The organism is Brevundimonas sp. Bb-A (assembly GCF_009394735.1).
Taxonomy (GTDB): Bacteria; Pseudomonadota; Alphaproteobacteria; order Caulobacterales; family Caulobacteraceae; genus Brevundimonas; species Brevundimonas aurantiaca.
In genome coordinates this window covers 198,748-212,984 of record NZ_CP045456.1, presented here as the reverse complement: position 1 = coordinate 212,984, position 14,237 = coordinate 198,748, and the positions used below count along the sequence as shown (strand labels likewise).

Here is a 14,237-nt window from a genome sequence, read left to right as displayed (position 1 = left end):
GCCTAAGTGTACGGTCGAAATGGTTTTCCTACGGAGCATTCGATGCACAGACGCCAGCTTCTCATCGCGGGCGGCAGCCTGATGGCCCTTTCGGCCTGCGGAACGACGGGTGGCGCCGGCGGGGGCGGGGTCTCGCCGGTCTCGGTCGCGGAAGAGGCGCGCATCGCCCGCGCCGTCCTGCCGAGCGCGACGCCGAAGGCCGAACTGCTCCAGCCCTGGACCGGCCCCTATGACGGCGTGCCGCCGTTCGACAAGGTGACGCCGGCCAAGCTGCGCGAAGCCATGCTGGAGGGAATCGAGCTGCAGCGGGCCGACATCGCGGCCATTGCGAATAATCCCGAACCGCCCACCTTCGCCAACACCCTGGCGGCGATGGAGCTGGCCGGCGAGCCGCTGGACCGGGCGTCGAACATCTATGGCGTCATGACCTCCAACATCGGCGGCGAGGCCTATGACGCCGTCGACACCGAACTGTCGCCCATCCTGTCGGCCGCCTCGGACGAGATCACCTTCAACGAAAAGCTGTTCCAGCGCATCAAGACCGTTGCCGACAACGCCGACGCCATGGGCCTCAGCCCCCAGCAGAAGCGTCTGGCCGAACGTCGCCGCGACGCCTTCATCCGCTCCGGCGCCAATCTGGACGCGGCCGGCAAGGCCGAGCTGGGCCGGATCAACACCGCCCTCTCCAACGCCTTCACCCGTTTCGGCCAGAAGGTGGTGGCTGATGAGAACAGCTGGACCCTGATCCCGAACGAAGCGGGCGTCGCCGGCCTGCCCGCCTCGAACAAGGCCGCCGCCGCCTCGGCCGCGCGCAGCCGCAATCGGCAGGGCTGGGCCATTCTGAACACCCGTTCGGCCGTGGACCCCTTCCTGACCTTCGCCGACGACCGGGCCCTGCGCGAGCAGGTCTGGAAGAAGTTCGTCAACCGCGGCGACAACGGTGACGCCAACGACACCAACGCCACCATCGCCGAGATCGTGAAGCTGCGGGACCAGCGCGCCAAGCTGTTGGGCTATCGCAACCATGCGGAACTGCGGATGCAGGACACCATGGCCAAGACCCCAGCCAATGCGCAAAATCTGATGGACCGCGTGTGGGCCCCGGCCAAGGCCCGCGTCGCCGAAGAGGTCGCCGACATGAAGGCGATCGCCGGTTTCGACATCGAACCCTGGGACTATCTCTACTTCGCCGAGAAGGTGCGTAAGGCCAAGTACGACCTGGATCAGAACCAGCTGAAGCCCTATTTCGAGCTGAACGCGGTCCGCGCCGGCTCCTTCGCCATGGCCGAGCGTCTGTACGGCTTCAAATTCACCAAACTGCCCAAGGGCTCAGTTCCGACCTTCGAGCCGGACGTCGAGGTCTATGAGCTGCACGACAAGGCCACCGGCAAGCTGATCGGCCTGTATTACACTGACGACTACGCCCGTCCGGGCAAGCGTTCGGGCGCCTGGATGACCACCTATCGGTCCTTCTCGACCCTGGACGGATCCAAGGTGATCCTGGGCTCGAACAACAACAACTTCACCAAGCCCGAGCCGGGCGAGCCGGTGCTGATCTCGCTGGACGACGCCGAGACCCTGTTCCACGAGTTCGGCCACACCCTGCACTATTTCTCGTCGAACGTGACCTATCCGTCGTTCGGCAACACCCCGCGCGACTTCGTCGAATATCCGTCGCAGGTGCACGAGCACTGGGTGCTGAGCCGGCCGATCCTGGACGGCTATCTGAAACACTATCAGACGGGCGAAGCCATGCCCCAGGCCCTGGTCGACAAGATCCAGGCCTCGTCCACCTTCAACCAGGGCTATGCGACCGTCAGCTATCTGTCCTCGGCCATCGTCGACATGGACCTGCACACCCAAGCCGTGCCGCCGACCGACATCGACGCCTTCGAAAAGGCCAGCCTGACGCGGATCGGCATGCCCAAGGAGATCGTGATGCGGCACCGCCTGCCGCAGTTCAATCACCTGTTCACGTCCGACGCCTATTCGGCCGGCTACTACAGCTACCTGTGGTCCGAGACGATGGACGCTGACACCTGGGCCTATTTCGAGGAGTCGGGCGACGTCTTCAATCCGGACATCGCCGGCCGCTTCAAGTCGATCATGCTGGCGCCGGGCAACACCACCGACCGGGCCGAGGCCTACCGCGCCTTCCGCGGCCGCGACCCCGACGTGGCGGCTCTGCTGAAGGTCCGGGGCTTCCCGGTCTCCTGATCCGGGGGCCTGTTTGAGACCCCAACGGGCTGAATGACGTTTGCGGCCGGCGGAGCGATCCGCCGGCCGTTTCGTTTGCGCGCGGTCTGGCCTAAGTCGGGAGGACTGCCGAAGAAAGAAGAAGCGCCCATGCCCGTCGTCGCCTCCTACGTCTATCGCGACGGTCAGAGGGAGCGCGCCGCGCCTCTGACCCGCGAAGGACTGACCCTGCAGCCCGGCGAGTTCGTCTGGATCGGCCTGCACGACCCGACCGACGCCGAGTTCGAGGTTCTGGTCCGGCGCTTCAACCTGCACCCCCTGGCGGTCGAGGACGCCCTGTCGGCCCATCAGATGCCCAAGGTCGAGGTCTATGGGCGCGAGCTGTTCGTGGTCGCCCGGACGGCGGAAAAGATCGAGGACCATATCCAGTACGGCGAAACCCACGTCTTTGTGGGGGATGACCACGTCATCAGCATCCGTCACGGCTCAAACCGCGCCCACACGGCCCTGCGGACCCAGCTGGAGGCCTCGCCGGCCCAGCTGCGGGCCGGCCCGGACTTTGTGCTGCACGGCGTGCTCGACTTCATCGTCGACGCCTATGTGCCCATCGTCGATCATTCCGAGGACGCCGTGCTGGAGATCGAGCAGAGGGCGTTGGAGGCGTTTCTGTCGCGCAACGAAATCCGCCGCCTGTTCACCCTTCGCCGCGAACTGCTGAAGTTTCGCCGCATCCTGGGGCCGATGGAGGAGGTGGCGGGCAAGCTCCAGTCTCTGGACCTGCCCTGTATCGACCCCGACGTCCGACCCTATTTCCGCGACGTCGGCGATCATGTCCGACGGGTCAACAGCCGCCTGAACGGCCTGACCGAAATCCTGTCGTCCGTCTTTGAAGTCGCCAATCTGCTGGAACAGCAGAGGCAGGGGGTCATCACCCGCAAGCTCGCCTCCTGGGCGGCGCTGCTGGCCGTGCCCACCGCCATCGCCGGCATCTATGGCATGAATTTCGAACACATGCCGGAACTGCACTGGCGCTACGGCTATCCGGCCGTCATGGCGGTGATCGCCGCAGTCTGCCTCGGCCTCTACGTCGCCTTCAAGCGGACCCGATGGCTGTGAAGCGGCGAACCGGCGAGGGACGCAGCGCCCCTCGCCGGTTCGCCGTTCAGCCTTCGTTGGACGCGGTCGCGGCGCGAACGACGGGACGGGCGTCCCGCGAGGCGCGGACATATTCGACGCGGCGGACGCGCGGCAGCTGGCGCAGAGCCTCGGCCCGCACAGCCGCGCGGCAGACGCCCCGATTGGTGATTCGGGTCGAGGTGAAGACGAGGTCGCGGCACAGACGCTCGGCCGCCTGATCGAGGCGGGCGTCGAAGGCGGCGGCGCCGGCGGTCGAGGCCAGGTCCAGATCGCCAACGGGGATACGGGCTTCCTGAGCCAGGGCGGAGGAGGCGGACAGGACGGCGACGGCGAAGAGAACGGGGGAGAGAACCTTCATCGTTTTAGCTCCTAGGGAACGATAATCGCCCAAAGCGGCGATGAAGGCGCAATACCTTTCTTCTGCAACGGCGCAGTGAGACTTGCGGCGCCGATCTGTGACGATTGAATTAAATCGGATTGAGGGTGGCGGCGGAAATCAGCCGCTGTTCCTCAGACCCGCAGCCACGCCGTTGATGGCCAGCAATATGCCTTCGCGGACGCGGGGGTTTTCGTCCCCGGCGCGACGGCGACGGATCAGCTCGATCTGCACATGGTTCAGCGGCTCGACATAGGGCATCCGCAGTCGGATCAGACGGTCCAGTTCCGGCTGGCCGCCCAGCAGCTTGTCATGGCCGGTGATGGCCAGGATGGCGTCGTGCGTCCTCTGCCATTCGTCGCGGATTTCGCCGAAGATGGCGGCGGCCAGACCCGCGTCGCTCACCAGGGTGGCGTATCGACGGGCGATGGTCATGTCCGACTTGGCCATGACCATTTCCATGTTCTGAACAAGAGTCTTGAAGAAGGGCCAGGCCTCGGCCATCGCCTTCAACTCGCCCATGTCGCAGCCCTGGACCGCCGAGCCGAAGCCGAACCAGCCCGGCAGCATGACCCGGCTCTGGGACCAGCTGAATACCCACGGAATGGCGCGCAGATCCTCGATCCGGGTCGAGGCGGTCCGCGACGACGGGCGCGAACCGATCTTCAGGTCGGCGATCTCGGCGATGGGGGTGGCGGCGCGGTAATAGTCGACGAAGCCGTCGGTCTCATAGACCAGCTTGCGATAGGCGGCCATCGACCGGGCCGACAGGTCCGACAGGGCGGCCCCGTGTTCGGCGGTGAAAACCTGGTCCTGGCTCTGGCCCAGCGAGGCCAGCACGGCGCCGCAGGTCAGGGCGTCCAGATTGCGCAGGGCGATCTCGGGCTCGCCGTATTTGTTGGCGATGACTTCGCCCTGTTCGGTGGTGCGTATGCGTCCCTGGACCGTGCCTTCCGGCTGGGCCAGGACCCCGGCGAAGGCCGAGCCGCCGCCGCGTCCGACCGTGCCGCCGCGCCCGTGGAACAGTTGCAGCTTCAGACCGGCGGCCTGGGTCACCTCGACCAGGGCGCGCGACGCCTCATGCAGTTCCCAGCCCGAAGTCAGATAGGAGCCGTCCTTGTTGGAGTCGGAATAGCCGATCATCACCTCCTGCACCCCGCGCGCCTTGGCCACGGCGAGGGCGGAGGGCTCCTTCAGCAGCCGCTCCAGGGTGGGGCGAGAGGCGCGCAGGTCTTCGATGGTCTCGAACAGGGGGGCGGCCTGAACCGGACAGGCGGCCGGGTCTTCGGGGCGGTAAAGCCCGACCTCCTTCAGCAGCAGATAGACCTCCAACAGATCCGAGGCCGCGTCGGTTTTGGAGACGATATGGGTGCGGATCGCCTGGGGCCCGAAGGCGGCCAGGGCTGCGGCGGCGGCCTGGAGGATGCCCCGCTCCTTCAGGGTCTCGGCGGCGTAGTCGGCATAGGGGCTGAACAGCAGGCGGGGCGAGGTCAGTTCGGCCGCCAGGACGGCGAGCCGCCCCTCTTCGTCCAGGGCGGAATAGTCGTCGCAGACCCCGGCCGTCTTCAGCAGGTCGGCGACGACCCGCTCATGGACGTCCGAGTTCTGGCGCAGGTCCAGGGTCGCCATGTGGAAGCCGAAGATTTCGACCGCCGTGATCAGATCGTTCAGCCGGTCGTCGGCGAACACCCCTCCGTGGTGCGAGACCAGGCTGTCGCGCAGGATTCGCAGATCGGCCTCGAAGGCGTCGGGGCCGGGATAGGCCTCGGCCGAGACGGCCGCGCGGCGCGGGGGCAGGGCGCCGCCCCGCGCCTCATAGGTGGCGGCCAGACGCGCATAGACCCCGGTCAGGGCGCGGCGATAGGGCTCGTCCGCCCGGTGCGGCGACGGGTCTTGGGCGGCGTCGGCCAGGGCCGCCAGTTCCGGAGAGACCTCGGCCAATTCCGCCGCCAGGCTGAGCTCGGCGCCGAGGGCGTGGACCTCTTCCAGATAGAAGCCCAAGACCGCCCGCGCCTGGGTGCGGAAGGCGGCGCTCAGCACCGCGCCGTCCACGTTCGGATTGCCGTCCCGGTCGCCCCCGACCCAGGTGCCCACCCGCAGGAAGGGCTGAAGCTGGGGCGCGTCCAGCAGACGACGCCAGGCCGACAGCTGTTTCGGCGCGACCCGCAGGAAGATGCGGTCCAGGAAGGAGACGACGGTGTCGATCTCGTCCTGCACCACCAGACCCTGGGTGCGCACCAGGCGGGTGGCCCACAGGATGACGATCTGGCGGCGCAGGGGTTCGTTGATCTGGGCCGTCGAACAGGCGTCGCCGGCCTTGTCGCAGGAATCCAGCAGATCGGAGATGGCGGTGATCCGGTCGATGACGCTCTTGCGCCGCACCTCGGACGGGTGGGCGGTCAGGACCGGCGAGATCAGGGCCTCGTCCAGCAGGGCGCGCACCGCCGCCTTGTCGATCTTCTGATCGGCCAGCCGCAGCAAGGCGCCCTCGGGCGTGTCGGGACGCGCGCCGGCCTCGGCCTGGTGCTGGGCGCGTCGGCGGGTGGCCCGGTCCTCGGCGATGTTGGCGAGCAGGGAAAAGAGGGCGAAACCGTGCGCCAGACCCGCCGCCTGATCCACGCTCATGGCGGTCAGCAGCTTCTCCAGCCGCTTCGCCGGATGGGAGGCGGGGTCGCGGTGATAGGCGACGGAGGCCTGGCGCACGGCCTCGACGTGTTCGAACAGGGCCTCTCCGCCTTCGGCGCGAATGACCTCGCCCAGAAGCCCGCCCAGCAGTCGGACTTCTTCGCGCAGGGCGTCGTCGGCGGCAGGGCTCATCATCGGCGAATATCCTCGGTCGGCGTGGGGAGAAGCCCATCTGAGGGGCCGCAAACACGCCCGTCAACGCACGATCCGTGACAGCCGCCCTCAGCTCCAATCGTGGTGAACGCCCGTTAGGATTTCTTAACTGAGCGCATGGCAGCATGGGGGCGAAGGATTCCGCCCCGTGTCCATGTTCGCCAAACGCCAGTCCGCCCTCGCCGCCGCCGCCGGCGCCCCGCCGGCGCCGCGCGCCAAGCCGAGTCTGAAACCCGTCGTCGCCGTGCTGAAGAAGCCGCCGGTGGTCGCGGCCCTGGCCGGCGTCTTCCTGCTGACCTCGACCGCCCTCTTCTTGACCGTCCTGGGCGACCCGCGCGCCGGCACGCCTTCGGCCCGCATCGCCCTGGACCGGGCGCCGGCCGCGCCGGACGCCCCAGCCCCGACCGGATTCGAAGCCTTCTCCATGGGAGCCATGGGCCTTTATCAGGATTTGACGGGAAGCGGCGATCCGTCGGGCGCGGCGGGCGGCGAGGCCTTGATCACCCTGCCGGACGGCGCTTCCGTCGCGGGCGGCGCCAGCTACAGCGCCCCGGTCCAGCCGGCCTCGCCCCTGCCCAAGGCGCCGATCGCCGGCCTGTCCCAGCCCGGCCCCAGCGGTCCCCTGCCGATGATCGCGCCCGACGGCCGCGTCCCGGCCCAGGCCTACGCCCGGCCCTTCCGCTCGAACGGCAAGCCGCGCGTGGCCCTGATCGTCGGCGGCCTGGGGCTGAACGCCGTCACCACCCGCGCCGCCATCGAACGCCTGCCGGCCGAGGTGACCCTCAGCTTCGTCCCCTATGCCGACAATCTCCAGTCCTGGATCGACCAGGCACGCGCCCAGGGCCATGAGGTCATGCTGGAAATGCCGATGGAGCCCAGCGGCTATCCCGACAACGACCCCGGCCCCTATACGCTTTTGGCCAACGGCACGCCCGACGATGTCGAGGCCAAGCTGGACTGGCTGCTGGGTCGCGCCACAGGCTATTTCGGCGTGACCAACTATCTGGGCGACCGGTTCGCCGGTTCGGACGCGGGCATGGGCGCCTTCCTGACGATTCTGCGCCAGAAGGGTCTCGCCTTCCTGGACGACGGCTCCTTCCAGCGCCGCCCCGGCGCCTGGGCCCGCGCCAGCGCCGACAAGGTGATCGACCAGACCCAGTCGCCCGCCGCCATCATCGGCGCCCTGAACAGTCTGGAGGCCCAGGCCAAGCTGCGCGGCTCGGCCATGGGGACCGGCTTCGCCTATCCGGTCACGGTCGAGGCCGCCGCCCGCTGGACCGCCGGCCTGGACCAGCGCGGCCTGCAGCTGGCGCCGGCGTCTGCGATGACGCTTCGGCCGGGGCGCTAGGAAGTGGCGAGTGGCGAGTGGCGAGTGGCGAGTAAGGACGCTCGCCGTCCGAGCGCACAGGTGCGTTCGTTCTTCCTCGCCAATCGCCACCCGCCACTCGCCACTCGATGACCGACCTCACCCTCTACCGCCCCAATGTCGGTGTCGTGCTGTTCAACGCCGACGGCCAGGTCTGGTACGGCCGGCGACACGCGACGCCGGGACCGCATAACTGGCAGTTTCCGCAGGGCGGGGTGGATGACGGCGAGGATCTGACGGCGGCCGCACTGCGCGAGTTGAAGGAAGAGACCGGCGTGACCTCGGTGGAGTTCCTCGCCCGGACCGACGACTGGATCCTGTACGACTTCCCGCCCGAGACCCTGAACAATCCCAAGGCTTGGCGCGGCTTCAAGGGGCAGCGCCAGCAATGGTTCGCCTTTCGCTTCACCGGTCAGGACAGCGAGATCGATCTGGCCGCCGACGAGGAGATCGAGTTCGACGCCTGGCGCTGGGGCGATCTGTCCGAGGCCTGCGACCTGATCGTGCCGTTCAAACGCCCGGCCTATGAACAGGTGGTCGCCGCCTTCGCCCATCTGGCGGGCCGAAAGCCGGTATAGAAAAAGGGCGGCGCAAACGCCGCCCCTTCCAGTTCTGTGGGACCGATCAGGCCGCCTTGGCCGCTTGCTGTTGGGCCTTATCCGTCTTGCTCTCGATCAGGGGCTTGGCGCCGCCGATCTCGATCCGGCGGGGCTTCAGCGCCTCGGGCAGTTCGCGCTTCAGCGAAATCGACAGCAGGCCGTTGACCAGATCGGCCTCGGTCACGACCACATAGTCGGCCAGCTGGAAGCGGCGCTCGAAGTCGCGTTCGGCCAGGCCGCGGTGCAGATAGGTCTTCTGCGCGGCGGCGTCGTCATTGGCGGTCTTGCGCCCGGTCACGGTGAGCAGATTTTCCTTCACCTCGATGTTCAGCTCGTCGGGAGAAAATCCGGCGACGGCGATCTCGATGCGATAGGCGTTCTCGCCCGTGGTCTCGATATTGTACGGGGGATAGCCGCTGTCCTGACTGGTCCGCGCGGCGGTTTCCAGCAGATTGGCCAGGCGGTCGAAACCGACGGCCGAACGGTACAGCGGGGTGAAATCATAGGTACGCATCAGCATCCTCCTGAGGATCAGCAAGGTTGAGCCGCCCGGCGATTCGCCCGGACGGTGGGAGTTCAGACCGACGACCCGAAACCGGCTTCGTCCGTCCGGAGAGCCCGACATCGGCGCTCTCGGAAACAAAGATGGGAGGCGCAGATCGGCCGTCAAGGGGCGCCCAGGCTGCGACCGAATGCCGGTGTCTCGGGATCGTCATTTGCGCCTGTCCTCAGGTCTCTTAAGGAAGGTGACCCGCACCAGGAGCCCGTCCCCCATGCGCCTTCATCTGCTCGGCCTCGCCGCCGTCCTCGTCGCCCTTCCCGCCGCCGCCCAAACCGTCCCAGCCCAGACGGAAGGCGCGTGGACCCCGCCGCGCTCGGCCCTGTCCAGCACCCTGCCGATCCTGGAGGAAGATAAGGCGCTTCAGGCCGCCGTCGCCGCCGAGACCCGCCCGGCCGAAGACCGCGCCCGCGACGCCGCCCGCCATCCTTACGAATCCCTGACCTTCTGGGGGCTGCAGCCCGGCATGACGGTGGTGGAGATCGAGCCCGGCCGCGCCAGCTGGTGGCGCCATATCCTCGAACCCTACGCCGCGGCGACCGGCGGTCGATACGTCGCCGTCAACCGCCCGCTGGAGACGATGGAGGTCGCCCCCGGTTCTGCCGACTTCATCCTGGTGGCCCGCGCCTTCCACAACTGGTCGCGCGACGGCCGCACCGAACCCTATCTGAAGGCCTTCTACGCCGCCCTGAAGCCCGGCGGCGTATTGGCGGTCGAGCAACACCGCAGCGCCGAAGGCCTGAACGTCGCCGACGTCGCCTCCACCGGCTATGTCCCGGAAAGCTATGTGATCCATGAGGCCCAGGACGCCGGCTTCGTGCTGGAGGCGCGCAGCGAGCTGAACGCCAATCCCAAGGACGACCACGACCATCCGTTCGGCGTCTGGACCCTGCCGCCGGTGCGCCAGTCCCAGGCCCGCGACGGCTCGGGGGCGCTCACCCCGGACCAGCGCGCGGCCTTCGACGCGATCGGCGAAAGCGACCGTATGACCCTGCGTTTCCGCAAACCCGAATAGTCTCTTTTGACCCGCGTCGCGAACGTGGGTAAGCCCGTTCGACCAAGGTTAGCCGGACGCGGGGGCCGGCTTCCGAGGGGGTGTTTTGATGGTTGATCTTTCTGCGACGTCCCACGGCCTGTCCCGCCGCTTCCTGCTGACCGGCGCGACCGGTCTGGCCCTGACCGGCCTGGCCGCCTGCGGCCGCAAGAAGGAGGCCGCTCCCGAGGCGCCGCCGGCCCCGACCGGTCCGCCGGAAGGTTCGCTGGAATGGGCCGTCGCCGGCCCCTGGCGCGCCCAGGACCGGCCGCGCGACGCCTTCCGCCACCCTATGGAGACCCTGCGCTTCTTCGGCCTTCAGCCCGGTATGACGGTGGTCGAATTCTGGCCCGGCAGCGGCTGGTACACCGAAATCCTGGCTCCCTATCTGGCGCGCGGCAAGGGCGCCTATATCGCCGCCCTCTTCCCTGAAGGGCCCGCCGCCGATCCGGCCCAGACCGCGCTGAACGCCGCCTTCCAGACCCGGTTCAGTGCGGACAAGAAGCTGTACGGCGAGCCCCAGTTCACCACCTTCGGCGCCGCATCCGGCCCCGTGGCGCCGGCCGGGACGGTGGACCTGTGCCTGTTCATGCGCACCCTGCATGGCTGGATGGCGGCCGGCATCGCCGAAAAGGCCTTCGCCGACGCCTTTGCGGCGCTCAAGCCCGGCGGGGTTCTGGGGGTGGTGCAGCACCGGCTGGCCCCGGAGGAGGACCAGGATCCGGTGGCCGCCAACGGCTATGTCCAGGAAGCCTTCGTCAAACAGCTGGCGGCCGAGGCCGGCTTCGTCTTCGTCGCGGCCTCCGAGATCAACGCCAATGAGAAGGACACCAAGGACCATCCGTTCGGTGTCGACACCCTGCCGCCGATGCGTCTGACCGCTCCCCAGGGCCAGCCCGCCGACCCGACCTTCGACCGATCCAAGTTTGAAGCGATCGGCGAAAGCGACCGTATGACCTTGAAGTTCAGGAAGCCCGAGTGAACCGCGCCCAAGCCTTCGCCGCCAACGCACCTCTTATGGGGGTTCCCGGCGCGTCCTCGCCGCCCGGCGGCAAGGGCGAATGGTATCGGGGCGCCGGCGGCATGCGGTTGCGCGCGGCCATTTGGAAGCCGTCGCACCTGACTGCGGAACAGCCGCGCGGCACCGTGGTGCTCAGCCCCGGCCGCACCGAGCCGATCGAGAAATATTTCGAGGTTATCGGCAACTTCCTGGCCCGCGGCTGGTGCGTCCTGACCCATGACTGGCGCGGCCAGGGCCTGTCGGCCCGGCTGCTGCCCGACCGGCTGAAGGGTCATGCCCGGGCGGTGGAGGAGTTTCTGGACGACTACGGCCGGCTGCTGGACGCCTTCGAGGACCAGTGCCCCAAGCCCTGGATCATGGTCGGCCATTCGATGGGCGCCTGTCTGAACCTGCTGACGCTTGAGGCGGGCGAGACCCGCTTCTCGGGCGCCGTCCTGTCCAGCCCCATGCTGCGGATCAAGACCGGCAAACGGTCGATGTGGTCGGTCAAGCTGGCGGTGCGCTGGAGCATCCGCCACGGCCATGCGGGCGACTATCTGCTGGGCGACCCGGACGATCCGTTCGACCACACCTTCGCCGAGGACGCCCTGACCTCGGACGAGACCCGCTATGAGATGTGGCGCCAGCAGCTCTACGCCTGCCCCCACCTGGCCATCGGCGGCCCCACCTACGGCTGGCTGGCCTTCGCCCTGGACGCCGGCGAACGCGCCCTCAAGCCCAAGGCCCTCAAGACGGTCAAGATCCCGGTCGCCATCGTCCAGGCCGACGCCGACGACGTGGTCTGGAAACAGACCGCCCGCTGGGCCGCCAAACGCCTGGGCCGCGGCCGCTATGTCGAGGTCCCCGGCGCCAAGCACGAAGTCATCATGGAAGCCGACCCCATGCGCGCCGTCTTCCTCGACGAGTTCGACGCCATGGCGGAATATGTCTCCCCGCCGAAGGGGGCCGTGGCCGATCCGTCGGCGCGGGTCGAGGACGTGACGGAGGAGACGCCGTCGGTGGCGTGAGGGGCCTACTCCCCTGTCGTCATCCTCGGGCTTGCCCCGAGGATCGAACGATCCGCCGCTTGTGCGAAGGGGGCAAGCGCAGAGCTCGATCCGCGCCCGGTCCTCGGGTCAAGCCCGAGGATGACGGCAGGAGAGATTTGTGCCGCTGAGGTTAGGGCAAGGTCGGATTTCGGCGCCGAGGTCTATTTCGCAAATCGACCCGTAGCGGCTGTTGACGCGACTGGGTTACAACGGACGAATGGTAAACACCGAACCGCCGGCATTTTTTCTCCGAAGGATTGGATCTGATCCATCCGGTTGGGTCACCGTCCATCGTCACTGGATCACAGGCAGGCTGTGGAAGAGGCACTTTCCAAACGGTGACAGTCACGGCGGGGGAGAGGCCCGTTTCGAGCCGATTACTCGACAGGAAGCCGACCGCATCTTGAAGGTATGAGACCGACGCGAAGATGATGTTCGGCTTCCTCCGCTTGTGGCAAACCTGCGGTTCTGGGAATGATGGTTCCATGACTAAAGAGCACTATCCTGACGCGATCCCTGCCGATGAAATCGTCGATGAGATCGGGAAGCGAAGGGTCGCCCATCCAGTGTTTCGCTATGGCTACGAGTGCCTGTTCATCGCAGCGAAATCGACCAGACTTCCATGGAGTTCTCGCTTCTTCCCGCAGAGCTCAACTCCCCGGATTGGAGATCATACGTCGTCCAGCAGATTGAACGCGCAAAGGAAGACGCTCGCGTCGGCGAGACCGTCTACTTTGATGCTGACAGATTTTGTCCGGTAACCACCCTTTGCAGCCAATCCCGACGTCTGCTTTCAGGCCGCCGCCCGCTTCAACGTCACCAGCGCCTGCTCGATCAGCCGCTCATCCCCGACGGCCAAAATCTGCCCGCTCCCGTCCGGCGCCTCCCCGCGCCAGTTGACCACCCGGCCGCCGGCGGCCTCGATGACCGGGACCAGGGCCGACCAGTCCCAGGGTTTCAGGCTGGTTTCGGCGACCAGATCCATCCTGCCCGCCGCCACCATGGCGTAGGCATAGGCGTCGCAGCCCAGGCGGGCTAGGCGGGCGGCGGCGCGGACCTGGGTCCAGGCGCCCAGTTCGGCGCCGTTGAAGATGTTCGGATCGGTGGTCGAGATGACGGCCTCGGTCAGATGCTCGCACGCCCGCACGGCCAAAGGCGTCTCGGTTTCGCCGCGCAGCAGCCGGGCGCCGGACGGGCCGCCGATGAAGATTTCGTCCAGATAGGGCTGGGCGATCAAGCCCACGGTCGGCTTGCCGCCGACGCGCAGGGCGATCAGGGTGGTCCACAGCGGCAGGCCCGAGATGAAGGCCCGCGTCCCGTCGATCGGGTCCAGAATCCACACATGTTCGGCGTCCGGCCGGTCCTCGCCGTATTCCTCGCCGATGACGCCATGGTCGGGATAGCGTTCGGCGATCAGGCGGCGAATGGCCGCCTCGGCCTGTTTATCGGCCTCGGTCACGGGGTCGAAGCCCTTGGCGCCGCCCTTGTCCTCATGGCCGATATCGGAACGGAAGAAGGGCAGGGTGACGCGCGCGGCTGCGTGCGCCAGTTCCACGGCAAAGGATTCGAACTCGGTCATGCGCGGCTCTTAGAGCATGATCGATCGGGACGGAACCGAAAGGGGCCCGGCTGAGGCGTCAGATCAGGCGGCGACGTCCTTGGAGTCGTGCAGCGACTTGGCCAGGTCCAGCAGGCGGCGGCGCGGGCGCTCTTCCAGCTGATAATAGGCCTGGATCAGATCCAGGGTCTCCTTGCGCGAGAAGACCTCCTGGGCCGTGGGCAGGCCGCCCTTGGTCTCCAGGGCTTCGGCGACGCCGTCGTAGAAATAGCTGACGGGCGTCTCCAGCGCCTGGGCCAGCTGCCACAGGCGGGCGGCCGAGATGCGGTTGGCGCCGCATTCGTATTTCTGAATCTGCTGGAAGCGGATGCCCACCTGCACGGCCAACTGCTGTTGCGTCAGCCCCAGCAGGCGACGGCGACGCCGCAGACGGCGGCCCAGGTGGAGATCGATGTCGGTGGCCATGGCCCCCAATTCCTCATCTGCAACCCGTCCCGAATTGGCACGGCTCGCCCGAAACCTCGCA

The 14,237-nt window shown here is 67.5% G+C and carries 12 protein-coding genes; 7 read left to right on the top strand and 5 right to left on the bottom strand.

Annotated elements, in window-relative coordinates:
* The first annotated feature begins 42 nt into the window (after window positions 1–42).
* A complete protein-coding gene (locus tag BSP_RS01035; RefSeq protein WP_152949003.1) occupies window positions 43–2,217 on the top strand; it encodes a M3 family metallopeptidase in 2,175 nt (724 codons plus the stop codon).
* A 129-nt stretch (window positions 2,218–2,346) separates the two neighbouring features.
* The gene (locus BSP_RS01030) at window positions 2,347–3,312 is read left to right on the top strand and encodes a magnesium and cobalt transport protein CorA (RefSeq protein ID WP_054764077.1); all 966 of its coding nucleotides are present in this window, start codon (window positions 2,347–2,349) and stop codon (window positions 3,310–3,312) included.
* A gap of 46 nt (window positions 3,313–3,358) precedes the next feature.
* Here BSP_RS01030 and BSP_RS01025 read toward each other — a convergent pair whose 3' ends face one another.
* A complete protein-coding gene (locus tag BSP_RS01025; RefSeq protein ID WP_054764076.1) occupies window positions 3,359–3,691 on the bottom strand; it encodes a UrcA family protein in 333 nt (110 codons plus the stop codon).
* A 138-nt stretch (window positions 3,692–3,829) separates the two neighbouring features.
* On the bottom strand, window positions 3,830–6,529 hold the full coding sequence (ppc, locus tag BSP_RS01020) for a phosphoenolpyruvate carboxylase (RefSeq protein WP_152949002.1): 2,700 nt from the start codon (window positions 6,527–6,529) through the stop codon (window positions 3,830–3,832).
* 172 nt (window positions 6,530–6,701) lie between these two features.
* On the opposite strand from ppc, the gene BSP_RS01015 reads away from it, so the two are divergent.
* Both BSP_RS01015 and BSP_RS01010 read left to right on the top strand, forming a co-directional pair.
* Window positions 6,702–7,895 (top strand): divergent polysaccharide deacetylase family protein, encoded by a 1,194-nt coding sequence (locus BSP_RS01015; protein ID WP_152951015.1) that lies wholly within the window; start codon window positions 6,702–6,704, stop codon window positions 7,893–7,895.
* Between the two features lie 107 nt (window positions 7,896–8,002).
* Window positions 8,003–8,491, top strand: a complete 489-nt coding sequence (locus BSP_RS01010; protein WP_152949001.1) for an RNA pyrophosphohydrolase — start codon at window positions 8,003–8,005, stop codon at window positions 8,489–8,491.
* Between the two features lie 46 nt (window positions 8,492–8,537).
* Here BSP_RS01010 and BSP_RS01005 read toward each other — a convergent pair whose 3' ends face one another.
* Entirely contained in the window at window positions 8,538–9,026 is a 489-nt protein-coding gene (locus BSP_RS01005) for an Hsp20 family protein (protein WP_152949000.1), read from the bottom strand.
* Between the two features lie 259 nt (window positions 9,027–9,285).
* Here BSP_RS01005 and BSP_RS01000 point away from each other — a divergent pair, with 259 nt between their 5' ends.
* The 3 genes from BSP_RS01000 (at window position 9,286) to BSP_RS00990 (ending at window position 12,132) form a co-directional block, all read left to right on the top strand.
* Window positions 9,286–10,086, top strand: coding sequence for a class I SAM-dependent methyltransferase (locus BSP_RS01000; protein ID WP_152948999.1), 801 nt, complete (start codon window positions 9,286–9,288; stop codon window positions 10,084–10,086).
* Window positions 10,087–10,174: 88 nt separating this feature from the next.
* A complete protein-coding gene (locus tag BSP_RS00995; protein WP_152948998.1) occupies window positions 10,175–11,086 on the top strand; it encodes a class I SAM-dependent methyltransferase in 912 nt (303 codons plus the stop codon).
* Entirely contained in the window at window positions 11,083–12,132 is a 1,050-nt protein-coding gene (locus tag BSP_RS00990; protein ID WP_054764071.1) for an alpha/beta fold hydrolase, read from the top strand. The genes BSP_RS00995 and BSP_RS00990 overlap by 4 nt, the downstream gene beginning before the upstream one ends.
* Window positions 12,133–12,946: 814 nt before the next feature.
* Here BSP_RS00990 and hisN read toward each other — a convergent pair.
* The gene (gene hisN, locus BSP_RS00985; protein ID WP_054764070.1) at window positions 12,947–13,732 is read right to left on the bottom strand and encodes a histidinol-phosphatase; all 786 of its coding nucleotides are present in this window, start codon (window positions 13,730–13,732) and stop codon (window positions 12,947–12,949) included.
* A 63-nt stretch (window positions 13,733–13,795) separates the two neighbouring features.
* The gene (locus BSP_RS00980) at window positions 13,796–14,176 is read right to left on the bottom strand and encodes a helix-turn-helix domain-containing protein (protein WP_152948997.1); all 381 of its coding nucleotides are present in this window, start codon (window positions 14,174–14,176) and stop codon (window positions 13,796–13,798) included.
* Between the last annotated feature and the right edge of the window lie 61 nt (window positions 14,177–14,237).

Coding starts and splice junctions, on each gene's coding strand:
- BSP_RS01035 (WP_152949003.1), top strand. CDS start 43: ATGCACAGACGCCAGCTTCTCATCGCGGGCGGCAGCCTGATGGCCCTT.
- BSP_RS01030 (WP_054764077.1), top strand. CDS start 2,347: ATGCCCGTCGTCGCCTCCTACGTCTATCGCGACGGTCAGAGGGAGCGC.
- BSP_RS01025 (WP_054764076.1), bottom strand. CDS start 3,691: ATGAAGGTTCTCTCCCCCGTTCTCTTCGCCGTCGCCGTCCTGTCCGCC.
- ppc (WP_152949002.1), bottom strand. CDS start 6,529: ATGATGAGCCCTGCCGCCGACGACGCCCTGCGCGAAGAAGTCCGACTG.
- BSP_RS01015 (WP_152951015.1), top strand. CDS start 6,702: ATGTTCGCCAAACGCCAGTCCGCCCTCGCCGCCGCCGCCGGCGCCCCG.
- BSP_RS01010 (WP_152949001.1), top strand. CDS start 8,003: ATGACCGACCTCACCCTCTACCGCCCCAATGTCGGTGTCGTGCTGTTC.
- BSP_RS01005 (WP_152949000.1), bottom strand. CDS start 9,026: ATGCGTACCTATGATTTCACCCCGCTGTACCGTTCGGCCGTCGGTTTC.
- BSP_RS01000 (WP_152948999.1), top strand. CDS start 9,286: ATGCGCCTTCATCTGCTCGGCCTCGCCGCCGTCCTCGTCGCCCTTCCC.
- BSP_RS00995 (WP_152948998.1), top strand. CDS start 10,175: ATGGTTGATCTTTCTGCGACGTCCCACGGCCTGTCCCGCCGCTTCCTG.
- hisN (WP_054764070.1), bottom strand. CDS start 13,732: ATGACCGAGTTCGAATCCTTTGCCGTGGAACTGGCGCACGCAGCCGCG.
- BSP_RS00980 (WP_152948997.1), bottom strand. CDS start 14,176: ATGGCCACCGACATCGATCTCCACCTGGGCCGCCGTCTGCGGCGTCGC.